The organism is Desertivirga arenae (assembly GCF_017355785.1).
GTDB classification, from domain to species: domain Bacteria; phylum Bacteroidota; class Bacteroidia; order Sphingobacteriales; family Sphingobacteriaceae; genus Desertivirga; species Desertivirga arenae.
In genome coordinates this window covers 163,509-187,759 of sequence record NZ_JAFEWE010000002.1, presented here as the reverse complement: position 1 = coordinate 187,759, position 24,251 = coordinate 163,509, and the positions used below count along the sequence as shown (strand labels likewise).

The following is a 24,251-nucleotide window of genomic DNA, read 5'->3' as shown; positions in this document are numbered from 1 at the left end:
TTGTTCAGCAAAGAACCATAACAGTAATTGGAAGAATTAGGATAAAGACTTCCTTGTTCCGGATTATCGCTAAACCTATATTCGGCAAAGCGTTTCGTTGCCATCAGAAATGCTCCGCCCATCCGCTAAGCAAGAATGATACTACTAGGCGGATTGCAAGCCAGGCGGGGTCCGAAAGGAAAGGAAAGGAAAGGAAAGGAAAGGAACCTTCATAAAATAAGGAAGCGTTAGGCCTGAAACTGCCAGAAGGAACCATTGTGCCATTACATAAACAGGGTTCAGCACAGCCTGGATCGCCCTCAGGTTTACATCCAGCTTCAGGTCCCTTATAGCTAATTTTCCGCGTAGTTCAGCGGGTTGTGGAGGCGGGAGTTTTAACGCAGGTTCCGCTTTATCCAATCCAGAATAAGATGACGCGTGTGCGTTGAAATCCAATGTTCATTAACCGGAGTGATCAGGGATTCTTTTTTTGTGTTTAAACTATTATAGACAATATAACTGGTAGTAGGAGGACAAACATTATCATTATAACCCCAGGTCATAAACGTAGGTACTCTGATCTGCTTAGCAAAATTAACTACATCGTAATATTCCAGGGTCTTTAAAACTTCCGGCGTATCTGTACCTTGAAAATTTTTAAATAAGTGAGGATAGCCACCTGCTCTTCCTGCCTTGTATCCGGCCATGTCGCTGAGTGCGGGATGATTTGCAGAACAAGCGGTGATCCTGTGATCAAGGCCTGTGGCAACAATGGCCAATGCTCCTCCCTGACTTCCACCTTGTGCAATAACGTTTTTTCCGTCCCATTGAGGAAGAGACGTTAGGTAATCAATTACCCGAAGGCATGACAGGTACACTTTCTTCATGTAGTAAGTATCCCTGTTTGCTATTCCATTAACCAGGTAACTGTTATTTCCGTTCCCAAAGGATCTGCTTATTTCCTGGTAAGTAGAATCACTAAGGTCGGGCCGGATCCCATGTATTTCCATATCAAAGCGGATGCAGCCATTTTCGGCGTAGAAAAAGTCTTTCAAGGGGTTCATTGGCTTGATCCCTGCACCCGGGGGAGAAAATACAACAGGATACTTGCCTTCTTTTTTCGGCATCGTAAGGTAACCGTAAACATAGTTCCCTTTTTTGAAAGCCTGTAATTTTACCAGGTAACAGTTTACCTTGTCGGTAGAATACTGAGGAACAAAACTCCTGGATATTTCAACCGGACATTTCGCTGCCTCTTCCTTTGAGTTGGTCCAGAATTCCGAAAAATCAGAAGGTAATTTTGTGAAGGAACTTAGCTTTTCTGGCTCGAAGCCCACCTTTATATGATGTCTGTATTCCTCTCCCTTGATGTTCACTACTAGCTGACAATCCTTAAATCCCGGTTGACTAAGAGATCCTAAGGAGATCAGCGTCTTCCCGTCTTTGAGCCTCACTTTTCCGTTTTTCTCTACAGGCATTAGCTCTGGTCCTATGCTGTAGGTTATGTCAATTCCATCCTTAAGAATACCATATTCATATAGGGAAACCTCGATTTTAGCTTCTTCATTCAACTTGTAGAGCCAATTTGTATGGTTTGGAGTAGTTACCCATAAAACATCACTTTGATAAGGGTAATTCTGTGCAACAGCACACAAGCTTGAAAGAATAGTAAGGAGAGCTAGAAGGGCCTTTTTCACGATTTTAAATTGATTACTATGCGTCTGGCTAAGATATAAAACCTTCAGGAGCAAAAGTAAGAACGGAGAGATAAATCAACCCTGCGGTTCTTTATGGCTTTTAAAGAAACAACGGAGCTTCGTGAAAAACCTTAAAGAGTAGATTAAATACTGAATATAAAACCGCCTTTCGGTTCTTTTTCTGGAGACTTTAGCATCTTTAGTCTATCCCTTGCTAATAGACTTCAGCAGGATTCCTGCTGTTGCCAAAAGCAGACCGGCTGCAATAAATTTGCGGTGAGCTTTTGGTTTACCTGGCATCCCCCATCCTCCATGAATAGCTGTGCCGTAATTTACAGTATTGAACAGATTACCATTAGTGCTGGGCGTGGGTTCCGCATTTTTTAGATAGACGTCTATAAATTTTTTTGTAGCACCTCTCGTTAGGGAGGGGAATAGTTTACAGGCAAGCCAAAGCATCGTGCTGGCACTACCTATATGTAATTCAGGTTTTGGACGTTCGATTAAAGATGCGACAGCAAGTGCCAACCGGTTAGGATCATATACGGGAGGTGCGGGACGTAAAGCTTTCCCTGTATAATTCGCAGCATGCTGAATTCCTGGCGTATCCAGAAAAGCCGGGTAAAGATCGCAAACATGAATATTAGCGAAAGAACTTAACTCTGCTTTGAGCGCAGAAGAAAAACCTTTCAAACCGAATTTGCTGGCTGAATAACTAGCCCCGAAGGGAACCGGTAGGAAACCGCCAACCGAAATATTATTAATCAAGATGCCTTTGCCTTGCTCTTTGAAGTAAGGGAGTACGGCATGAGCTCCATACATATAACCTAAAAGGTTAATTTTAATCACCTGTTCGTGAACTTCGGTAGGCGTCTGTCCAAAATCACCCACCGCTAATACGCCAGCGTTGTTTATCCAAACATCTATTTTGTTCCCGAACTGTTTGGCTTGATCGGCCAGCTTTATTAAGTCTTTTGGATCTGTTACATCAACCGTTACAGCCATTGCAACCGAACCCAGAGCGACACATTCCCCGATCACATCCTGTAAAGCCTCTTCATTCCTGGAGGCAAGTATAAGATTGGTTCCGTATTGCGCTAACTCTAATGCAATTGCTTTACCCGCTCCACTGGATGCACCTGTAATTACGATTGTTTTTCCTTTAATGCTGCTATTGTCTTTCATACATTAAATTTTGGTCGCCAAGACTTAATAGTAAATGTTAAGTTTTAACTACTGCCAAAGCATAATGTTTTCAATATGTTTTCGAGAACATCCTGAGGGTGCCTTTAGTCAAAAGGGAATTATTTTCCGATTGGAATTTCTATTTTAGATTCAGCTTTTAGCAGGGGCAGGCAAAACCAAAATGTGCTTCCTTCAGCAGACTTACTTTCCACTCCAATTTTTCCGTCGTGGCTTTTAATGATCTCGCTGCAGATGTATAAACCTAGTCCGAGTCCCTGGACTGTGTGCTGTGTGCTTTCAACCCGGTAATAGCGGTCGAAGAGCATGGCCTGATTTTCCTCAGGTATTCCTTTGCCTTCATCTTTTATACACACTTTAATTTTATCGCCCTGGATTTCTGACCATACCACGATCTCGGTCTCAGATTGTGAGTATTTCATGGCATTCGACAGCAGATTTTCAAGTACCTGGTAAATACGATTCGGATCTGCATATACTTTTGCCGAAGCAAGGCTTTTGATCAGCAGAAAGTGGGTATGCAGTTGTTTTTTCTCTTCAACTGCTTCCTGGATCAGCGCATCGATATCGAATTCTTCTTTGTTTAATGTCAACCTGCCACTTTGGATCTTCGTAACATCAAGAAGTTCTTTCACCAGGTTATTGAGGCGATCTACCTGCTTTCCTGAATTTACAATAAAGGGGTGTATCTTCTTTGTTTCAGGAGTGTTTTTAGCAAATCGTTCAAGAATCTGAATAGAAGCCTTCATAAAGGTGATAGGGCTTTTCAGCTCATGGGAAGCTACGCTTAAAAACTCCTCTTTGGCCTTATTCTGCGCTTCAATCTGTTGAAGAGCATCCTTCAATTGCTTCATCAGCTTGTTGAAAAACAGTCCCACATTCAGAAATACCAGTAGAATAAAAATGATATTTAGAATCAGTAACCATCGGGAAACGCTATTGGAAATATTAACCAGCATTTCACTAAACTTTTCTTCTGTCCCATCTAAATTTCTGCAAACCTGGTTGATAGCTTTCGTAAATATTTCTTTTTTTTGAATCGAGAACTGATGGGTAGTACTTTCCCTGTGAATTTTCTCTCCCAGTATCCATAGTTGCCCCACGTAGTAGTCGGATGATCGCCAGTAATGGAATCCTGTTTTGAAATAGTTTAACTGTGAGAAATTCTGAAAGAGCCAGAGAATATCGCCTAAATCATGAGGGTAATTTTGACCCTTTAAATAGGCTTTCTTAACGAAGTCATGAGATTTTCCCTTTTCCCATCCTGTCCGCGCCAAACTGTCGGCGATAGGAATTGAAATATTTGACTTGAAAATCTCGTAATATTCGGATCTCTGGTTATACACAAACACACTTAGTCCTCTGATTGCGCTCTTTTGGGCTTTTACATACACAAATTGAGCATTTCTTAAGGCACGTACCGAGGCGAGTAATTTGATAGAATAGTAATTGAAAGCAATAAGGGCCATAGACGACAGTAGAATAACTGTCGCTAAGATCCACCTATACCTAAACCTGCTTCCTACTATGTCTTTCATTGAGCGATAAATGATTAATAAATAGGTAGTTAAAAAGTTTTATTAGCTTAAGGATTGTGTAATAATTATGAAAAATTTAGTAAGGGTGAGAAAAACATGTTCTAACATGATTTATTTTTGCCCTTCCCTTGCAATAATTGAAATGTAAAAGCTTATACTAGAGAAGAGATGAAGTGGATTACCAGAGAAAGACCTAAAATTGATAGGATTGCATGTCCATGGCTGATCAGGAATTTTATTGATCCTGAAGCCGAATTCCTATATGTGCCTTTTGCCGATGTTAAGAGATTAGCTACAGAGCTGGAAGCCACCCCTTTTGACATACCCGACGTTGAATATACCCATTACCAGGATGAATGTACATTCGACTATTTAGTAAAGAAACATGAAATAAAGGACCCCGCAATTCACACCATGGCTCTTATCGTTAGAGGGGCTGATACTGACCGGCATGATTTTGCAGTTCAGGCAGCTGGGCTTTGGGCCATTTCTGCTGGTATGGCTTATAATATTAAGGATGATCAGGAATTGCTCCAGGCTGGAATGCTCATTTATGACGCCTTATATTCCTGGGCTAAGCATTTACAGAATGTTAAGCATACCGAGGGTAAGAACGAACAGCTGTTGTTACAGGTCTACAACAAGTTGCTCGAGGAGGGCTATGGAAAGGGTAGGAAAGCCCCTAAATGGGTGAAGGAAATAAAGGATGCCATTCAGGATCAGATCGATACCAATTTGTCATTGAGCCTTTCAGATATTTCAAAAGAGTTAAATATTCATCCGGCATATCTTTCGAGGGAATTTAGTAAACACTTTGATAATCTCACCTTTGGGGATTATATCAGGAAATTGAGGATAGAAAAAGCGATAGCTTATTTGAAGGAGTCTGAGTATGCTCTTACCGAAATTGCCTATCTGACAGGATTTTCAGATCAAAGCCATTTTAACCGGATCTTTAAAAAACATACCGGACAAACTCCGACGGCTTTCAAAAGGGATTTAAAAAAGTGATTTTTTGTCGGTATAAATACTTTTTAAAGGAACAAAAAAGAGTTAACTCAAACATTGGCGCAAATAGCAAGGTTAGTGTTCTGAGTTAATTTTTTTAAAATAATGAAGGAAAATAATGGAATATCTGTAATAATGCCTGTATATAACCAGGCTTCTTTTATTTTAAGGGCAATAGAAAGCCTTAGAAGTCAGGAGTTCAGCAATTGGGAATTGTTATTAATAAACGATGGTTCTTCTGATCATCTGGAAGATCTTATCAGTCCTTATCTTGCAGATCAAAGAATCCGCTATTTTGTTAATCCAGTGAACAAAGGACTTGGTTTTTGCTTAAATAAGGGATTGGAAAATGCAAGGCAAGAATTCATTGCTTATTTGCCTGCAGACGACCTTTACTATAAAAACCACCTGCAATCTTTATATGACAAGCTTGTAGAAAACCCGGATGCCACTATGGTTTTTTCCGGAATGAGGCATCATTATAATCGCTCTTGTCCTCAGAAACTGGAAAACTTCTGGTTTCAGTTAGTTCAGGTCCTTCACCGTAAGACTGCCGACAAATGGATAGAAAGGGATGAGCTGGTAACGGATAATCTTGACAGGATGTTCTGGAATACTTTATTGCAACGAGGCCTTGCTGTTCCAACGAATGAAGTAAGCTGCGAGTGGGTAGATCATCCACAGCAGCGGCATAAGATCCTGCAGGAGCCGATCGGAGGCATAAACCCCTACAAGCTGCACTATAAAGTGAAACAGCCTCTTCGCTATCACACAACGGTAGGTAATTTTATAGATGAGGTTTCTTATTTCGAACGTTTTCGTAACAGAAGAGATACTCCACATTCTGAAGATGGTCTTAAAATTTTGATAGTAGGTGAACTTGCCTATAACTCCGAACGGATATTAGCCTTGGAGGAACAAGGGCATAAGCTTTACGGCTTATGGATGAAGGACCCTTATTGGTATAATTCAGTAGGCCCCTTACCTTTCGGCCATGTAGAAGATATTCCTTATGAGAATTGGCAGAAGAGAATAGAAGAGATCCAGCCAGATATTATTTACGCCTTGCTCAACTGGCAGGCGGTACCGGTTGCACATGAAGTTTTAATAAATAATCCTGGAATTCCGTTTGTATGGCATTTTAAAGAGGGTCCCTTTATTTGTCTTGAAAAAGGCACCTGGAATGAACTAATAGATCTGTATTCCAAGTCGGATGGCCAGATCTATTCCAGTCCTGAGATGAGAGACTGGTTTGCGCAGTTCCTTCCGCCGGAAGCGGATAATGATTTTATACTCGACGGAGATCTACCTAAAAAAGAATGGTTTAAAACAGAGCTTTCTCCAAGATTATCAGAGATCGATGGAGAGATCCATACGGTAGTGCCGGGGCGACCTATAGGGTTACATCCTCATACCGTAGCCGAATTGGCGGAACATAAGATTCACCTGCATTTCTACGGAGATTTTACTCACGGCCAATGGAAGCAGTGGATAGAGAAGACACATCTGATGGCACCGGGTTATCTTCACACTCATTCTAATGTTACCCAGGAAAACTGGGTAAAGGAGTTTTCTCAGTACGATGCGGGATGGCTGCACTTTTTCCAGAGCGAGAATAACGGAGAGCTTATGCGTGCAAACTGGGACGATCTTAATTACCCTGCACGGATGGCTACCTTAGCTGTTGCAGGTTTACCAATGCTCCAAAGGGATAATACTGGTCATATCGTGGCTACTCAGACCCTGGTTAAACAAGAGGGACTAGGTGTGTTTTTTAATACGATGAACGACTTGGCGGAACAACTCAAGGATAAAGAAACGCTTGACCAGATCAGAAAGAATGTTTGGGAAAAAAGGTTTAGTTTCTCGTTTGACCAACATACTTCAGACCTCATAGCTTTCTTCAGGGAAGTAATCGCTGCACGGAAGGCCAGGGAAATAACAAGTAAAGCAAGTGCCTGATCGCAAGTAACCCCAATATTAACTATGGTCTTAACGTAGTTGATTTACCTCGTTAAGACCATAGTTATCCTACAACCGTAAATGCTTAGGCACTCTTGCTTAGGAAGAATTCAGGAGCATTAACTTCCCTGTTTTCAATAGTGGTAGGCAACTCCAGATGATAAGCTCCGGACGGAATAATTCCAAAGCCACCGTACTTTTCCATTAATCGAACCTGTGCAAGAACATCCTCTCCACAATGTTCTTCAGGTAATTCTTCCCAAAAATCAAAACCTCCCGTCTCTTTCAGTTTAGCAGTGTCATAAAGGATACAGCCACCTACCCAGGCAACCTTATACTTTTTCTGATCATCAGCGCTGATATTTAGTCGTTCCGCAACGTGGTGAATGTTTGCCGCATTATGAAGAGGATAACGTTGCCATTTCTCTGTTCCCGGGCGTACAACTTCAGGTTGTACCTCACCTTCCCAAAACTCGATAAGCTGTTGATGGGGTCTTACATCATCAAGATAGCTTAGGCCTATCAAAGCCATACCAGCAAAACCTGTTTTTTCTTCTTCCAAAGCCTGGACCATACGTGCAATAACATCCGGTTCCAATACTACATCATCATCCAGAAATAAAGAATACTCTCCAGAAGAGTTCTCCAGAAGGAACTGCCTCTGATGCGCAATTCCCTTTTTGGGAAAGTTTTGAAGGATCTTTATAGGATTTCCGTGAAATTCAATTAAGCGGCTAATAGTTTGAATAGTCTGATCATCACCGGCAAAAACATCGCTTTGGTCTGATACCACCACTTCAAAATCTTTAAACGTTTGGGCCGAAAGTGCCGTTAAGGTTGCAACCAGGGCATTAGGTCGGTTGTATGTAGGGATTAATACAGATACTTTCATGATTATGCTGCTTCTGATTGTGTTACTATTTTTTCCTCCGGGATTCTTAATTCAATTAACTCCTCTATGGCTTCCTTAACAGCATCAACACTCACTTCTGCTACAAAAGAAGCTTCGTGCTTACAGGTACCCGGATCGTCTTTTCCAAAGCGGGCAGAGGCAAGTCCGCATAAAGGGCAATTCAGAATTCCTGATAAAAGGGATCTGTTGTAACTTGTGCTCATTGGAAGGCCGGTAATTAAGTTACCGAACCAATAAATGCCGACGGTAGGAGTTTGTAAAGCACGTGCAAGATGTAAAGGTCCCGTATCATTTGAAATTAGTAGATCTGCCAGAGACAGCAATCCGGTCATTCCCGACAGTTTCAATTTATTACATAGATTGACAACCTCCTCTTTCACTCCTACATGTTGCATAACTTTATCAACAACTTCCTGCTCAGAGGGAACACCCGTTATATATACCTTGTACCCTCTGGATACAAGATCATCTGCGATCAGGGCGAAATTTTCCGCTGGCCAGCGGCGACGAAGATCTGAAGCTCCCGGATGGATTACTGCAATCGGTTTGTCGGGGAATCCAATAACATTCCTTGCTTCCTCCAAATCTTCCTCCATCGCGCTTGTTACAGGTTCTATTTCTGTTGTTTTAGCCCCTACCTTTGCAACCACTTCAAGATATCGTAAAACTTCACTGAAGTAATAAACATAAGGCACTGATATATCTAATGCTGCAGCAAACGGAGTTTTTAGTCCAACAGTAAGTTTTGCCCCGAGTTTAAGTATGAAGGGGTTAGAGTTGCCACCGCCACCGTGAAGCTGAAAGGCGATGTCGAACTGTTCCTTTTTCATCTCCTCATAAAAGGCATTCATTTCGTTTTGGTCGGCCTCAAAGCCCTCACGCTCGCTTATACCAGGGTAGGGGGGCACTACAATAACCCGGTTTACTGGTCCAGGCCTACCCTCCAGATATTCTTTGTGCCAGGGTTTTCCCAGCAGCACCATTTCGGCTTCCGGAAATTTTTCTCGTAAAGCCTGTAGTGCCGGCAATACAAATATATAGTCGCCCAGAGCATTAGCTCTTAAAACAGCTATTTTTTTAGGATTGGAAATGTTTGTCATAGGTAGTAGTACTTTTATTCGAGATTGTCTGGGCGGGTGCAAAGGCCCAGTAATTCTGCTTTGTCTAAGATATGTCCCTCCATTGCTTTTTCAACGTCTTCGCGCTCAGAAGCTGCAGGAAGATCTAACATGGTATCTAAGGCATATACTCTGAACCAGTAGTGGTGTGTTCCCTGAAAATAACGTGGGCACGGGCCTTCATATCCAAATGTATGATTGTTGCATAAGCCCTCTACTCCGCCAACAGGTACTTTACCTTCTTCCACATTTTGAGTGACTGCCGGAATGTTAAATACCATCCAATGCGTCCATGGCTTTGGAGTAGCGTCAACATCTTCAATTATTAATACGAAGCTTTCTGCACCGGTTGGTACATCTTCCAACTGCATGGGAGGGTTGATGTTTTGACCCATACATGTGTAAGGTGTGGGGATTTCCTGACTGTGTTCAAATACTGTTTTTATCTTCATATGTTTTCTTATCGTGGTTTCAGAACAACATATGAGGATAAAAAGTTTAGTCCGGTTTAAATTAGGAAGAGGCTGCCGAATATATACCCGGCTTCGTTATTTCCATTATCCGGTCTGGGCTTTCTAACGCTTTAAAGCCAAACTGTTTGTATAGACCGTGTGCATCGGCAGTTGCAAGCATCCATCTTCTCAATCCTTGTAAAGAAGGGTGCTCTTTTATAAACTCCATCAGCTTTTTAGAAACACCTTTCTTACGGTATTGAGGAAGCACAAAGACGTCAGCAAGGTATGCGAACGTAGCATAGTCAGACATTATCCTGGCAAAGCCGATCTGCTTTTCATCCAGATAAACACCGAAGCACAGGGAATTTTCTATGGCTCGTTCTACAATCTCGAGTGGAATATCCTTAGCCCAATAAGATTCCTTGCTCAAATACGAGTGAATCAGCGGAATGTCTAGTTTTGTTTTATCTGTAGAGATCAGTAGTTGTGGCATTTTAAGTTCCCTTAAGCCCTCATATTAATATACTGCAATGGCTGACCGAAATCATCTTTCCGGCATAGTGCTATAACTGCCTGCAAATCGTCAATTTTCTTTGCCTGTACACGAACCTGATCATCCATAATAGAAGCTTGTACTTTAAGTCCGCTATCCTTAATGGCTTTCACAATTTTTTTAGCGGCGTCTTTGTCAATACCTTCTTTGATCTTGATCTCCTTTCTCAGCATATTTCCTGAGGCATACTGCTCCTTTCCCATATCAAGGGCTTTTGGATCCAGGCTTTGCTTAACCATACGTGAAATAATGGAATCCTGAATAGCTTTCAGGCGCATGTCGTTTTCAGTAACGATAGTTATCTGATTCGTTTTTTTATCAAGTTCGACCGTGCTTTTGGAATCACTAAAATCAAAACGGTTCAAAATTTCTTTTTTAGCGTTATTGATAGCGTTATCCAGTGTCTGTGCATCAATCTTACTTACTATATCAAATGAAGGCATATACAATGATTTAAGGCGTTAAAAATATGTCCTTAGATTTAATAATAAAACAAATTTGTTAACAAAAGTATTTATGAAAATAAAAAGCATGAAGAAGAAAACTGAATCAGGCAAGTCTGCTAAAAAAAGTGTAAAGAAGGCAGAAAGGAAAGAGCTTGAAAGTGGTTTAGCTCAGAAATTTCTGGATGCTGTAAATACTTTAGGGCACGATGCGGAACGGATTGCTAAGGATATAAAAAAAATGAGTAAGCAGGTAGCTGATAAGCTATCTGAAAGGATCAAAAAAGCAAAGGAAGAAGAGCGAAAGGCTGCCAGGAAAAAAACTAAAAAATCTGTAGTAGCTAAGGTGGAGGAGAGATCTCCGAAGAAGGAGGAGGAAAAGATACGAGCTGAAAAAGTAGTAGCTAAAGTTGCGGGTAGAAAGACTAAACCTGCAGACGCGCCTAAACAAGAGGTTACTCCGGTTGATGAATTACAGGCTGAAACTAATAAGCGCGTCAGAACCAGGACGAAAGCAGTAAGTCAGGCGGGAACTAAACCTGAGGAAAAGCCTGCTGCTGCGAAGGGAAGGCCGAAAGCGGCTTCAGCCACTGCTGGCCAGGCCGCAAAATCTCCCGTTAAACGTATACGTAAACCTGCAGCATCAAAGAAGACTGAAGCTGAACCGGCACCTGAAGAAAATCTTTCGAAAGAAAGCGATACAACCGACCAGGAATAAAAGCTTTGTTAATAGGTTTGCGTGAATTAATATTAACTTAACAATTAATTATACAGATTTGCAGTCCCGGCTTCTTTGTGCGGGACTGTTTTAATTTTCAATGCCCAAGCAAAAGATACTCTTTACGAATCGTGAAATTAGCTGGTTGTACTTCAATGAGAGGGTATTACAAGAGGCTGCGGATAAAAGTGTGCCTTTAATTGAACGCATTCGTTTCCTTGCTATTTTCTCATCCAACCTCGACGAATTTTACCGTGTCAGAGTTCCCACGCTTAACAGGCTTGCTAATGTAAATACTAAGGCTAAGGAGCTTTTTGGATACAATCCCAAAAAGATACTTAAACAGATCAAGGAGATCGTTGTAAGGCAAGAGCGCCGGTTCAATCATTTGTTTGAGGATGAGATCATCAAAGAGCTGGCGGAGGAAAAGATATTTATCATTAACGAGAAGCAACTTAACGTAACCAGGGGAGAGTTTTTAAGAAACTATTTCAGGGTAAAACTTTTGTCAACACTCGTGCCTCTAATGCTCGAAGACGATAAGCCGTTTCCGGAATTGAAGGATCGGGCTATTTACTTTCTGGTTAAGCTGGCAAAGGAAAATGAGAAGGTCAAATACAGTCTTATAGAAATACCTACCGACAGCCTTGAACGCTTTATAGTCTTGCCCGAAACGAATAACCTGAAGTTTATTATCCTTTTGGATGATATTATCAGGTATTGCCTGGATCAGATCTTTTTCATTTTTGAGTACACCTCTATTGAGGCCTACTCTATACAAGTTACCAGAGATGCGGAGCTTGAGCTTGATAAAAGCGTAAGTGAGAAGTTTATCGAAGCGCTCAGTAAAAGTTTGCAGAAACGGAAAAAAGGCAAACCAATGCGCTTGTTGTATGATAACAACATGCCTCTTGATATGCTTACCTATCTGGTCGAGAAATTACACCTGAGCGCCGATGGGCTTATCCCTGGTAACCGCTATCATAATTTTAAAGACTTTATCAGTTTTCCCAATGTAGGAAGAAAGGAACTGGAGTATCCCAAAGACCCTGTACTGCCGGTTAGGGGACTTGATCCGGGTAGAAGTATTTTCAACCAGATCGCAAAAAGAGACTATCTGATCAGCTTACCTTATCAGTCTTTCGACTACATTATTCACTTCCTGAGGGAAGCTGCAATAGATCCAAAGGTAACCGAAATCAACATCGCCTTATACAGGCTTGCAAGAAATTCCCGCATTATCAATGCCTTAATTAATGCCGCTAAAAATGGCAAAAAGGTGAATTGCCTGGTGGAATTGAAAGCACGCTTCGACGAAGAAAATAATATCAAGTGGACAAACAGACTCGAAGAGGGTGGGGTATTGGTAAATTATGGTCTTCTGGATTATAAGGTCCATTCCAAAGTCTGTCTTGTTACCCGGAAGGAAAAAGGAAACCTCGTTCATTATGCAAATCTTTCAACCGGAAACTTTAACGAAAAAACTTCTGAGATTTACTGCGATCATAGTTTGTTCACTGTTCATCAGGAGATCACCTCGGAATTGAGGAAATTATTCAGGGGACTGGAAAAGAAGGTTTTTTATAAAGACTATGAATGTCTTATTGTCTCTCCTTTGCAAACCCGGGAAAAGATCTACGGACTGATTGATCAGGAAGTTAAAAATTCCAAGGCGGGAAAGACTGCTTACATGATCCTGAAAATGAACAGTCTGGCGGATGAGGAAATGATCGAGAAGTTGTATGAAGCAAGCTCGGCAGGGGTTAAAATAAAGCTTATCATACGTGGTATGTGTTGTTTGATCCCGGGAATTGAAGGCGTAAGCGAAAATATCGAAGTGCTGAGTATAGTTGATAAATACCTGGAGCACGCCCGTGTTTGGATCTTTGCTAACGGGGGGGAGGAAAAGGTATACCTTTCTTCTGCTGATTTTATGACAAGAAATCTCGACCATCGTGTGGAAGTCGGTTTTCCGATTCTGGATCCGGGCATAAGAAAGGAGATCAGGGACATCATCGATATTCAGTTGAAGGATAACACGAAAGCAAGGGTAATTAATCGCTTTAACAACAATCAGTATGTAAAGGATAAAGCGAAAGTTACCTATCGGGCGCAGACAGATATATACACTTATTTGAAATATAAAAATTACTGACATTGAGATACGCAGCTATTGATATTGGATCTAACGCGGTACGTTTGCTGATAGCAGATATAATTGAAAAGGAGTCTGAAATAACTTTCAAAAAGAATACTTTAATACGTGTTCCTCTCCGCCTTGGAGACGATGCATTTCTGGAAAAAGAGATTTCAGAGCGCAAGGCTGATGAATTAGTAAAAACGATGTTCGCCTTTAAACAATTGATCGATGTTTACAAGGTTGAAGATTATATGGCTTGTGCCACTTCCGCTATGCGGGAGGCTCAAAATGGCAGAGAATTGGTTGACCGGATAAAAAAGGAAGCTGAAATTGATCTCGAAATTGTTGAGGGGCAAAAGGAAGCTAATATTATTTATTCTAATCATATTGAGGAAACTCTTGATAAGCAAAAGAACTATCTTTATATAGATGTTGGCGGTGGCAGTACAGAACTTTCTGTATTTGCAGAGGGACAGGCTCAGGCTTCAAGATCCTTTCCTTTAGGTACTGTGCGTATTCTGGACAATGCAGACAAGGAGGAAACCTGGGAAGAAATGAAAGAATGGATCAAGGTAAATACCAGGAATTATAAAAACCTTATCGGTATCGGTACCGGAGGAAACATTAATAAACTTTTCAGGCTTTGCGAAGAAAAGGACGGTACGCCTCTCAGTATTTCTAAACTGAAGAGTATGTATGAATACCTCTGTTCCTTCTCCCTTAAAGAACGTATTAATGTGTTAAACCTTAATCAGGACCGTGCGGATGTGATCATTCCAGCTTGTGAAATCTATCTTACTGTAATGAAGTATGCAGGAGTTAAGCAGATATATGTTCCGAGGGTAGGTATGGTAGATGGAATTATCAGTCAGCTGATCGAACGAAACCTTTTGAATAAGGTAAAGTGATTGGAGGATAGACATTAAACGAAAAAGGTGCTCATTATTGCTAATGTGCACCTTTTTCGTTTAAAAAGACTTGCTATACTAATGATGCTGCATGTCCCTTAATGATTTAATCTTATCATGAGATTGTCTAAGAGCAGCCTTTTGAGTCGAAATCATCTCTCTGATATCAGAAGGAAGGCTTTCACTTTCCAAGGCCATTTTATAAGCTTTTTGTGCTGCATCCTCGCCAAATTCACAATTCTCAAGAACTGTTTTACGGTCTCTTCCTGTAAACAATGCTTTTACGTCCATCCAGGCACGGTATATTTTTCCGCTGTTAGTAGTACCTGTATCTACTTTGTCTCCTAAAGCAGAAATCTCGCTTGCTAAAGCCATTTTATAAGTTTGACTTTCTGCGATCATTCCGGTAAATAATACCTTCAGATCAGAATCACTGTCTTTAAGTTCTTCAATTGCTTTTTGATATCCGACAATTCGGTCATTATTAATTTCCACAAGATCATTTAAGATCGTAGTGGTCATATCATGAGTCGTTTCCATATTAGTAGGTTGTTTTTGTTGGCATATTAAAAGCAAGTACTGTTCCAAAAGCAGTACTTTTTTTAAAAAAATATTATATCCCTAGATCAGCACCTTCGTAAGGATCTTTTACTTTATTGCCGGATTTTAGATCACTTAATTTCTCCTTAGAATTATTATACACATCATCAGCCCATCTCCCGATCTTTTTTCTTGATTGTTTCCCTTCATCGGGAGCTAATAGGATAGCTGCAACTGCCCCTGCTGCTGCTCCTGCCAGTAACGCCAGTAATATTTTTGAATTATCCTTCATGTTGTGTTTTGTCTGTAGCCTAAAATCAATTCAGGTGAATAATAAAGGCCGGTAAAAAAATAAAAATCAATACAGTTATCGCAAAGGTATTTTTTCCCTTGAAATTTGCAAACGCAGATTACATTAATTACAATGTATCCTTTGCAAAGTTTGTGCGACGCGCTGAAAGTGTTTTGAATAGGTTATCCCACACTTTTGTATAAAAACCAAAGTTTCCCGAACCTCTTTTACAATGTTCCATACGAAATGCAGGGGAGATAAAAACACTTAGAAAGTGGTTGCCGGAACTAGGAATGCTGGTGCCAAGATTTGCAATGATTCCTAAAATAACATGAAAGACAAGGAATAGAATTATCGAAAAGATATTTAATGTGAATACTAAAAGCACAGATAGCCATAGAAAACCCAACATCAGACATTCTATGGGATGGATCACGAAGAGGCTGGCTGGATTTATTTTTTTACTGATATGACTAACATAGTGGATCTTCTCAAAAAAAGGCTTTTTATGAAGGATGAAATGCAATAGCCACACTAACAGATCCATCAACAGAACTGTGAAAATAAAATCGGTAAGGACGCTAAAATCTAAAGTAAGATGGATATGAATGAGCCCGTAATTCCAAAGCAGGAATCCAAGGTAGGTAACAAACGTGTTTATGATAACCGTCAACCCAAAATATTTCTGCTCACGTTTATCAGGCATCTCAAATTTTTTACCGAGGGTTTTCAACAGCATTGCGCCCATTAATACAGCCAGAATAGCTAGTATTAAATTCTCAGCAAAAAGAAGCAGGAACAATTCGCTGATTGACCCTTGGTAGAAGAATAAGAGCTTGTAATTCATCGATCGCGCAAAGATACTTTTTGTAAGTGAATTTGTGCAACCTAAAAGATTAGCTTTTAGAGATTTAATGGCTTGCCCTGTTCCTTCTGAAGAACAGCAGAAGCTCGTTGTGCTAGTTTAGCCTGAAAGGAGATTTTCCGTGGATCTCTTTGTCTAAAATCGAGTAGATCTCCTTTTTACTGATAGGTTTTAAAAGATACCCGGTAACACCATTAAAGCGCTTAAACATTTCAAGGTCCTTAGGATTTGCAGAAGCGGTACAGATATACACAGTGATTGATTTATCAAGTTGTTCAAACTTTATAAACTCTTCCAGGAACTGCCAGCCATTTAAAATCGGCATATTTAGATCCAGGAATATAACATCAGGAAGCTTTTCCTGATAACCCCAATTGTTTCTAAAAAAGCTTAACGCACTTTCTCCATCTCCAAACTGCAAAACCCGATCTACAAGCTCAGTAGATTGCAAAACTTTCTTTATAGTGAATTGAAAAAGCTGATCGTCGTCGATTATGCTAAATGTGGAAATTTTCTTGTTCATTGCCTAACGCGCTTTCTGCAAGCATCAAAATTTAAATAAGGGCGTTGCTATGTTTACGCTAATAAGTGTCCATTTGTTACAGGGATCATTCCATATGTAAAATTTCTATGAAATAAAAGTAACGTCTTTCTATCCTGCTTATAAAAAGTAGTTTTGCGCAACAACACTTAACATCCGTAATGAAACCTTTTTTTAAACACACACTAGCATTAATGGCCTGCACTATAGCCATTGCCAATACCAGCAATGCTCAGCAGCTTGATTCTATTCCTCAGTCACGGGCTGATAGCAAACCTAAAACAGAACTGAAGCTTAACCTTTCTGCAGATGGGTCGAAATATATCAAGGCAACATTCCTTAATCAGGTATGGCTGCGCTGGAATGAAAGTAATCCAAACACAGCGGTATTGGGCGAACATAAAGATCATACCTTAGATATTGGTTTAAGACGGACACGGATGCAATTATTCGGGCAAGTGACCGACAGGGTTTTCTTTTACACTCAATTTGGAATGAACAATTTTAATTTCCTGTCCCAAAATGCCGGAAACCGGAAGCTTCAGGCTTTTTTTCACGATGCGCTGGGTGAGTACAAGGTCTTTAAGTCCAGTGACAAGCTTAAATTGGGAGGTGGATTAACCATAGCCAACGGGTTGAGTCGCTTCAGTCAGCCCAGTGTAAGTACGATCATGACCACGGATGTTCCTGTATTCCTGCAGACCACCGTTGATCAAACAGACGAGTTTGCAAGGAAGCTAAGTGTTTATGCAAGAGGGCAATTGGGAAAACTTGATTACCGGCTTGTCCTTTCAGACCCTTTTCCAATTCAGACCAATGGACAAGCAGCACCTGTTATCAGAGCTAATAGTGCAAGCTTTGCAACCATTGGTCATCATAAACAATACCAGGGCTTCTTTGCTTATAATTTTCTTGATAAGGAACCAAATGTTACTCCTTATATGACAGGTACTTATCTTGGTGATAAAAAGGTTCTTAACCTTGAGGGAGGATTTATTTACCAGAAGAAAGCAACCTGGTATCTTACTGATGCCGGAACAACGAATTATAATGATCTGGCAATGTGGTCTGTAGCTGCATTTGCCGACATGCCTATCCGTGATAATAAATATGCACTTTCGGCTTATGCTGGTTACTTTGATACAGGATATGGAAAAAACTATGTTCGTAATAATGGAATTATGAACCCTGCAAATGAAGCAACTCCGGGATCTCCGGTTTATGGAGGAGCTTTTGGTAATTCTTATCCTATGTTTGGAACAGGTGAATCAGTTTACGCACAGGCAGGGCTGCGTTTGCCGAAGGATCTACTTGGAGAGAACGGAACACTGATGCCTTACGTTTCTTACAGGTATGCAAAGTACGACGCATTAAAGGATGGATTAAGTGTTTACGATGCAGGTTTGAACTGGCTGATCAATAAACATCAGTCGAAGGTTTCACTAAACTACCAGTTACGCCCTGTTGTAAATACAGCTGGGGAAGTGAAAAACAATGCCAGCTCGGTGTGGCTTCAATACCAGATCGCATTTTAATATCCGAACGTATGCTTACCGCTGTTATCCTATCCGCACTTTTCCTGCTTGCAATTGTAGTCTTGTTATCACGAAAACCGCGGCGTCAAGCCGAAGGAATCCCGGAGCATAAGCCCGACTATAAAGCTATCCTTCAAAAAGAAGTATTGTTCTACCGGCAGCTCATGGAGGAAGAAAAGAATGATTTCGCGCAGAAAGTTGCGTCATTTCTAGAGAAGACCAGAATTGAAGGTATAGGAACGGAAATAAATGATAAAGACAGAGTGTTAGTAGCGGCTAGTGCTATAATTCCCATTTTTCGCTTCGGCAACTGGAGGTATAAGAATATTACTAATGTTATTCTGTATCCTGATACCTTCAACCATGATTTCCAGTATTCAGAGGGAGAAAGGAATATTATGGGAATGGTGGGCAATGGTTTTATGAATGGTCAAATGATCCTTTCGAAATCAGCATTACATCATGGATTCAGAGAACCGGGAGGAAATGAGAATACTGCGATCCACGAATTCGTTCATCTCCTTGATGCTGCAGATGGCAGTGTTGACGGCATTCCCGAACTATTACTAAATAATATTTCTTCCCTTCCCTGGATCAAGGCAATGGAAAAAGAGATCAGCAGAATAGAGAAGGGAAAGTCAGACATTAATCCCTATGCCCTTACCAACGAAGCGGAATTTTTTGCTGTAGTATCGGAGTATTTTTTCGAGAAGCCCGCGAAGTTCAAAGAAAAGCATCCAGCTCTATATGAGATGTTGGATAAGATGTTTAATCCTGAAAACAATTCTATTCCCCATTCTCACATCAAATATTAACTTTGCACCTCAAATATTTGAGAATGACAACGAAAGAGATAAGGAAAGCTTTTTTAGATTTTTTTGCAAGTAAAGGACATCAGATCGTCCCATCGGCCCCCATTGTAGTAAAGAACGATCCAACATTAATGTTCACCAATGCGGGAATGAACCCTTTTAAAGAAATTTTCCTTGGTGAGGCACCTATAAAATATTCCAGAGTTGCCGATACTCAACGTTGTCTTCGTGTTTCAGGTAAGCATAACGACCTGGAGGAGGTGGGTATAGATACTTACCACCATACGATGTTTGAAATGCTTGGAAACTGGAGTTTCGGTGATTACTTCAAAGAAGAAGCGATCGAATGGAGCTGGGAGTTGTTAACTTCTGTTTTAAGTATCCCTAAAGATCGTTTATACGTTACGGTTTTCGAAGGTGATGAAAAAGAAGGTCTTCCTAAAGATCAGGAAGCCTATGATTTCTGGAAAAAATGGATTGCTGAAGATCGTATCCTCTTAGGTAATAAAAAGGATAATTTCTGGGAAATGGGCGATACCGGGCCATGCGGACCTTGTTCAGAGATTCACGTCGACTGCCGTACGGAAGAAGAACGTGCTAAGACAGACGGTAGAACCCTGGTAAATAATGATGATCCTCAGGTTATTGAAATCTGGAATAATGTGTTCATGCAGTTCAACCGTTTAAAGAACGGTTCTTTGCAGCCATTACCCGCACAACATGTGGATACAGGGATGGGGTTGGAACGCTTAGTAAGGGTCTTACAAGGAAAGTCCTCAAATTACGATACAGATACTTTCCAACCATTGATCCAGTTTATTTCCCAGCAGAGTGGAATTACCTATAACATGGGCGAAAGTGATGGGAAGACGGATGTGGCCATGCGTGTAATGGCAGACCATATCCGGGCTATCGCATTCGCGATCGCTGATGGACAGCTTCCATCTAATGTTAAGGCAGGATATGTTATCCGTCGTATCCTTAGAAGGGCAGTTCGTTATTCTTATACATTCCTTGGCTTTAAAGAACCTTTCTTTAATAAATTGGTGCCAATCCTTGCAGATCAGTTCGATGGTGTTTTTCCTGAATTAAAAGCTCAGCAGGATTTTGTTCAGAAAGTGATCCTGGAAGAAGAGGTATCTTTCCTTCGTACGCTAGCAACAGGTATTCAGCGATTCGAGAAGTACGCTGCAGAGAATACTAATATTGAAGGTGGCTTTGCCTTCGAGCTGTACGACACCTTCGGTTTCCCTATCGATCTTACCGACCTGATGGCTCGCGAAAAGGGTATTTCAGTTGATATGGAAGGCTTCAATAAAGCTTTAGAAGAGCAGAAAACCCGTTCTCGTGCTGCAACTGCTATTGATACGACAGATTGGGTGATCATAAATGAGGGAGAAGAGAATGAGTTCCTGGGATACGATTCTCTGGAATCAGAAAGCAAGATCCTGAAATACCGGAAGATCACTGCAAAAGGAAAGGAGCAATACCAGATCGTTCTAAATAGAACTCCTTTTTATGCAGAAAGTGGAGGTCAGGTTGGGGATACAGGAACATTAATATCTAATTCGGTTAATAGTTCAACTATCCAGGTCACCGACACAAAGAAGGAAAATGGGTTGATCGTTCACTTTACAGATGAATTGCCAGAAGACCCTTCAGCTACATTTACGGCAAGGGTGGATGAATCTAAACGCTTGTCGACAGAGAATAACCACTCGGCAACGCATTTGCTACAAGCCGCCCTACGTCAGGTTCTGGGCACTCACGTGCAGCAAAAAGGATCTTTGGTGAATGCAGATTACCTTCGATTCGATTTTTCTCATTTCGCTAAAGTGACTGATGAGGAGATTGCTCAGATCGAAGCGATTGTTAACAGCAGGATCCGGGAAAATATCCTTAAACAGGAAGAAAGACAAGTACCTTACCAGGATGCTATCGGCAGAGGGGTAACAGCATTATTCGGGGAGAAGTATGGCGAGTACGTTCGTGTGATCACCTTTAACCCTGAGTATTCTATGGAGCTTTGTGGTGGTACTCACGTTAGTTCTACCGGTCAGATCGGTTTCTTCAAAATTACATCCGAAGGTGCCGTAGCTGCAGGTGTGCGTCGTATCGAAGCAATCACTGGTAAGGCTGCAGAAAATTATATCAACGAACAAAATAAGTTGATGCAGGAGATTAAATCCCTTCTGAAGAACCCTAAGGACATTGCAAAATCTATCGAGAGCCTTCTTGAAGAGAATGCAAAGCTTAAGAAGGAGATCGAAAAAAGTATCATAGAAAAGGCTGGAAACCTTAAGCATGACTTAGCAGCAAAAGCACAAAATATAAATGGAGTGAATGTTATTGCTGAAAGAGTAGATCTGCCAAATGCTGACGCAGTGAAAAACCTTGCTTATAATCTTAAAGATATTGTTGACAACCTTTTCCTTGTTCTCGCTACTGAAAATGAGGGTAAGCCGGGAATTACGGTGATGATCTCTGAAAATCTGGTAGAGGCGAAAGATCTTCATGCCGGAAATATTGTGAGAGAATTAGCGAAAGAAATTAAAGGCGGTGGAGGGGGACAACCTTTCTTCGCAACAGCGGGTGGTAAAGACGCATCAGGTATAGATGCCGCACTCAGCAAAGCGAAAAGCTTGGTCAAATAGAATTAAAAAGCGCAGGGAACTGCGCTTTTTTTTTACTCAAATTCTAAAGCATCAGCCGCTTGTTTTATTGAAGCTTTATCTACTACTGGTAGAGTTGGAACCCTCCCTAAGATACTTACCTGAGAGTATTCGCATATATACTTTTCAGAAGTTTCATCTGTATCACCACTAATGATAATTCCCTTTATCTTCAGATTCCTTTGCTTGAGAAGTTCAATACTTAGCAAAGTATGATTAATACTACCCAGGTAGTTTTTCACTACCAGAATTACTTCCGGTGCAAATTTAGCTATCAAGTCGATGATGAGGTTCTTAGAGTTTAGTGGCACCATTAAACCTCCTGCTCCTTCTATCAATAGACAATTTGTGGTAGATGGTAAAGTTATAGCTTCCAGGTCTATCTCAACCCCATCCAGAGCTGCCGATTTATGAGGAGAAAAAGGCTGAGTAAGGCGATATACTTCCGTATGGAAAACTGACTGATGATTGGAAATAAGATTTTTAACCTTAGTGGTGTCGGAATTATCCAGGTCTCCAGATTGCACAGGTTTCCAGTAATCCGCTTTCAACTTTTCTACTAAAACAGCAGATATTACTGTTTTACCTACGTCGGTTCCTATTCCTGTTACAAAAATTGGTTTCATAAATGCGCTCTTAAAGTATTTAATAGTCCCTTTATCTCATTGTCAGAGTTGAAGGAATGCAAACAGATTCGAATGCGTTCCCTTCCTTCGGGAACTGTTGGATGTAGAATCGCCCTTACATCATATCCTGCCTGGTTCACAAGCCCTTCAAGCCTCTTTGCGTTTTCATTTCCTCCAATAATAAGACACTGAATAGGGGATAGGCTATCGATGAAAAAATTATATAAGTCCCCAGCTTCAGTCCTGAAAAAGTTAATCTTTGATTGAATAAAGGAGGGAGTTAGTACTTGTTGCAGATATGCATAAGCCTCAGAAATACTGATGTGATTTAAAGGAGGAGCAGCAGTGGTATAAATGAAAGAGCGGGCAAAGTTAATCAGATAAGAACGAAGTGGATCAGAACCTAAAACGATTGCTCCATGGCAACCCAGTGCTTTACCAAAGGTTACTATCCTGGCAAATACCCGGTTTTGTAATTTTTGTTCGTACACAAGTCCCTGACCTTTTTCTCCGAAGATTCCCGTCGCATGAGCTTCATCCACAATAACAGCAGCCTCATACCGCTCAGCCAGATCCACTATTGCTTCGATGGGAGCCATATCACCATCCATTGAATAAATACTCTCAATGGCGATATAGATCCTGCCTCGAGCGGCTCTAAGTTTTTCTTCAAGGCTATTCAAGTCGTTATGTCGAAAAGAATAACGGTTGGCAAAGCTTAAGCGCGCCCCGTCAATAATAGAGGCATGGATCAGCTCGTCTGTAATTATCGTATCGCCACGTTGCGGGAGCGAAGAGAAAATACCCACATTTGCATCGTAACCAGAATTAAACAAAAGTCCTGAGGCTGCATCGTGGAATCCTGCAATCCTGCTTTCAAGCTGTTCTGCAAATTCATGATTGCCACTGATCATTCTTGAGCCTGTCGATCCTGAAACTGATTTTTCAAAATCGAGGGCTTGACGGATATTGTTTTGTAATTGTTCCGCTTTTGCAAATCCAAGATAGTCGTTGGAGCAGAAGTCTACCTGGGAATGATCTGTGCGAAGTTTCCGGTAAGAATTATGTTTTTTTCGCTCCTCTAATCTTTGAGTAATATAGTTTTCTATCGGCTTCACGTAGGAATTTGAACGTCAAAAATAGCAGGGAGTAGCGGAAAAGCAAAAAAAAACGTACCGACCTATCCGGTACGGCACGTTTTTTAAACAGCTATTAACATTAACACTTATCTTCCGTTCTCGGCTTCCCCTCTTCTTCCGTCTCTTGATCTTTTCCTGAATTCACCGTTACGATCCTTTGCATGCTCCTTTCGTTGAGCTTTCAATTCATCGTATTGTTTCCGCTGATTGTTGTTCAGAATGCGGCTTATTTTCTTGTCGCTTTCTTCGAACATTTTTCTACCCTGCTCAAAGTCTTTTTTATCATGTTTTTGTTTTGAGGCATGCAATTTTTCCATCTCCTTTGCCCGGTCGAGGTTTATCTTGTATATCTCATTTCTTTGTTTGTCGCTAAGCGAAAGCTTTTTGTCTAAAGCATCAGTCATAAGTTGAGCTCTCTCTTCAGGAGTTCGATGCTCTCTTGGATGTTTTGCTTGTCTTTCTTGTGAAAATCCTGCTGTTGCCAGACCTGCAAATAGTAGGGCTGTTAAAATTATTTTTTTCATATCTATTGTGTTTTAAGGAATAGATATAAATCAATACCGAAGGTTTAAAAATTCAAATGTTAAAGAATGT

At 40.8% G+C, this 24,251-nt stretch carries 24 protein-coding genes; 8 read left to right on the top strand and 16 right to left on the bottom strand.

Annotated features, from left to right (window positions below):
• Positions 1–144 precede the first annotated feature (144 nt).
• From J4N24_RS04720 to J4N24_RS04705, 4 genes are all read right to left on the bottom strand, one after another.
• Positions 145–399: a hypothetical protein gene (locus J4N24_RS04720; RefSeq protein ID WP_207532500.1), complete on the bottom strand. Its 255-nt coding sequence runs from the start codon at positions 397–399 to the stop codon at positions 145–147.
• Entirely contained in the window at positions 375–1,676 is a 1,302-nt protein-coding gene (locus tag J4N24_RS04715) for an acetylxylan esterase (RefSeq protein WP_207532499.1), read from the bottom strand. Before J4N24_RS04715 ends, J4N24_RS04720 begins: the two co-directional genes overlap by 25 nt.
• 204 nt (positions 1,677–1,880) lie before the next feature.
• Positions 1,881–2,861 (bottom strand): SDR family oxidoreductase, encoded by a 981-nt coding sequence (locus J4N24_RS04710; protein WP_207532498.1) that lies wholly within the window; start codon positions 2,859–2,861, stop codon positions 1,881–1,883.
• A 119-nt stretch (positions 2,862–2,980) separates the two neighbouring features.
• Positions 2,981–4,417, bottom strand: coding sequence for a sensor histidine kinase (locus J4N24_RS04705; RefSeq protein ID WP_207532497.1), 1,437 nt, complete (start codon positions 4,415–4,417; stop codon positions 2,981–2,983).
• Between the two features lie 168 nt (positions 4,418–4,585).
• Here J4N24_RS04705 and J4N24_RS04700 point away from each other — a divergent pair, with 168 nt between their 5' ends.
• On the top strand, positions 4,586–5,428 hold the full coding sequence (locus J4N24_RS04700) for a chromate resistance protein ChrB domain-containing protein (RefSeq protein ID WP_207532496.1): 843 nt from the start codon (positions 4,586–4,588) through the stop codon (positions 5,426–5,428).
• Between the two features lie 102 nt (positions 5,429–5,530).
• Positions 5,531–7,387, top strand: coding sequence for a glycosyltransferase family 2 protein (locus J4N24_RS04695; protein ID WP_207532495.1), 1,857 nt, complete (start codon positions 5,531–5,533; stop codon positions 7,385–7,387).
• Positions 7,388–7,472: 85 nt separating this feature from the next.
• On the opposite strand, the gene J4N24_RS04690 is transcribed toward J4N24_RS04695, so the two are convergent.
• From J4N24_RS04690 to J4N24_RS04670, 5 genes are all read right to left on the bottom strand, one after another.
• On the bottom strand, positions 7,473–8,279 hold the full coding sequence (locus tag J4N24_RS04690; protein WP_207532494.1) for a glycosyltransferase family 2 protein: 807 nt from the start codon (positions 8,277–8,279) through the stop codon (positions 7,473–7,475).
• Between the two features lie 2 nt (positions 8,280–8,281).
• Positions 8,282–9,400 (bottom strand): glycosyltransferase family 9 protein, encoded by a 1,119-nt coding sequence (locus J4N24_RS04685; protein ID WP_207532493.1) that lies wholly within the window; start codon positions 9,398–9,400, stop codon positions 8,282–8,284.
• 14 nt (positions 9,401–9,414) lie between these two features.
• Positions 9,415–9,870: a YbhB/YbcL family Raf kinase inhibitor-like protein gene (locus J4N24_RS04680; protein ID WP_207532492.1), complete on the bottom strand. Its 456-nt coding sequence runs from the start codon at positions 9,868–9,870 to the stop codon at positions 9,415–9,417.
• A 61-nt stretch (positions 9,871–9,931) separates the two neighbouring features.
• The gene (locus J4N24_RS04675; protein WP_207532491.1) at positions 9,932–10,366 is read right to left on the bottom strand and encodes a GNAT family N-acetyltransferase; all 435 of its coding nucleotides are present in this window, start codon (positions 10,364–10,366) and stop codon (positions 9,932–9,934) included.
• Positions 10,367–10,377: 11 nt separating this feature from the next.
• On the bottom strand, positions 10,378–10,869 hold the full coding sequence (locus J4N24_RS04670) for a YajQ family cyclic di-GMP-binding protein (RefSeq protein WP_207532490.1): 492 nt from the start codon (positions 10,867–10,869) through the stop codon (positions 10,378–10,380).
• Positions 10,870–10,957: 88 nt separating this feature from the next.
• On the opposite strand from J4N24_RS04670, the gene J4N24_RS04665 reads away from it, so the two are divergent.
• The 3 genes from J4N24_RS04665 to J4N24_RS04655 all read left to right on the top strand — a co-directional run bounded on the left by J4N24_RS04665 (position 10,958) and on the right by J4N24_RS04655 (position 14,635).
• Positions 10,958–11,587: a hypothetical protein gene (locus J4N24_RS04665; protein WP_207532489.1), complete on the top strand. Its 630-nt coding sequence runs from the start codon at positions 10,958–10,960 to the stop codon at positions 11,585–11,587.
• A 100-nt stretch (positions 11,588–11,687) separates the two neighbouring features.
• Positions 11,688–13,742 (top strand): polyphosphate kinase 1, encoded by a 2,055-nt coding sequence (gene ppk1, locus J4N24_RS04660; protein WP_207532488.1) that lies wholly within the window; start codon positions 11,688–11,690, stop codon positions 13,740–13,742.
• Positions 13,743–13,744: 2 nt separating this feature from the next.
• Positions 13,745–14,635 carry a Ppx/GppA phosphatase family protein gene (locus tag J4N24_RS04655; protein WP_207532487.1) on the top strand — a complete coding sequence of 297 codons (891 nt, stop codon included), beginning with the start codon at positions 13,745–13,747 and terminating at the stop codon, positions 14,633–14,635.
• Between the two features lie 78 nt (positions 14,636–14,713).
• Here the strand turns inward: J4N24_RS04655 and J4N24_RS04650 are convergent, their stop codons facing one another.
• From J4N24_RS04650 to J4N24_RS04635, 4 genes are all read right to left on the bottom strand, one after another.
• Entirely contained in the window at positions 14,714–15,175 is a 462-nt protein-coding gene (locus J4N24_RS04650) for a PA2169 family four-helix-bundle protein (protein ID WP_207532486.1), read from the bottom strand.
• A gap of 73 nt (positions 15,176–15,248) precedes the next feature.
• Positions 15,249–15,467, bottom strand: coding sequence for a YtxH domain-containing protein (locus tag J4N24_RS04645; protein WP_207532485.1), 219 nt, complete (start codon positions 15,465–15,467; stop codon positions 15,249–15,251).
• 127 nt (positions 15,468–15,594) lie between these two features.
• Positions 15,595–16,314: a sterol desaturase family protein gene (locus tag J4N24_RS04640; RefSeq protein WP_207532484.1), complete on the bottom strand. Its 720-nt coding sequence runs from the start codon at positions 16,312–16,314 to the stop codon at positions 15,595–15,597.
• 112 nt (positions 16,315–16,426) lie between these two features.
• Positions 16,427–16,855, bottom strand: a complete 429-nt coding sequence (locus J4N24_RS04635; RefSeq protein WP_207532483.1) for a response regulator — start codon at positions 16,853–16,855, stop codon at positions 16,427–16,429.
• A 179-nt stretch (positions 16,856–17,034) separates the two neighbouring features.
• Between J4N24_RS04635 and J4N24_RS04630 the strand changes: the two genes are divergently transcribed.
• From J4N24_RS04630 to alaS, 3 genes are read left to right on the top strand one after another with little or no spacing between them, the layout of a single operon-like run.
• On the top strand, positions 17,035–18,408 hold the full coding sequence (locus J4N24_RS04630; protein WP_207532482.1) for a hypothetical protein: 1,374 nt from the start codon (positions 17,035–17,037) through the stop codon (positions 18,406–18,408).
• Positions 18,409–18,419: 11 nt separating this feature from the next.
• Positions 18,420–19,223, top strand: coding sequence for a M90 family metallopeptidase (locus tag J4N24_RS04625; protein ID WP_207532481.1), 804 nt, complete (start codon positions 18,420–18,422; stop codon positions 19,221–19,223).
• A 23-nt stretch (positions 19,224–19,246) separates the two neighbouring features.
• Positions 19,247–21,874: an alanine--tRNA ligase gene (gene alaS / locus J4N24_RS04620; protein WP_207532480.1), complete on the top strand. Its 2,628-nt coding sequence runs from the start codon at positions 19,247–19,249 to the stop codon at positions 21,872–21,874.
• A gap of 32 nt (positions 21,875–21,906) precedes the next feature.
• On the opposite strand, the gene bioD is transcribed toward alaS, so the two are convergent.
• The 3 genes from bioD to J4N24_RS04605 form a co-directional block, all read right to left on the bottom strand.
• Positions 21,907–22,518: a dethiobiotin synthase gene (gene bioD, locus J4N24_RS04615; RefSeq protein ID WP_207532479.1), complete on the bottom strand. Its 612-nt coding sequence runs from the start codon at positions 22,516–22,518 to the stop codon at positions 21,907–21,909.
• Positions 22,515–23,636 (bottom strand): aminotransferase class I/II-fold pyridoxal phosphate-dependent enzyme, encoded by a 1,122-nt coding sequence (locus tag J4N24_RS04610; RefSeq protein WP_207532478.1) that lies wholly within the window; start codon positions 23,634–23,636, stop codon positions 22,515–22,517. The genes bioD and J4N24_RS04610 overlap by 4 nt, the downstream gene beginning before the upstream one ends.
• A gap of 107 nt (positions 23,637–23,743) precedes the next feature.
• Positions 23,744–24,181: a DUF4890 domain-containing protein gene (locus J4N24_RS04605; protein ID WP_207532477.1), complete on the bottom strand. Its 438-nt coding sequence runs from the start codon at positions 24,179–24,181 to the stop codon at positions 23,744–23,746.
• Positions 24,182–24,251: the final 70 nt, after the last annotated feature.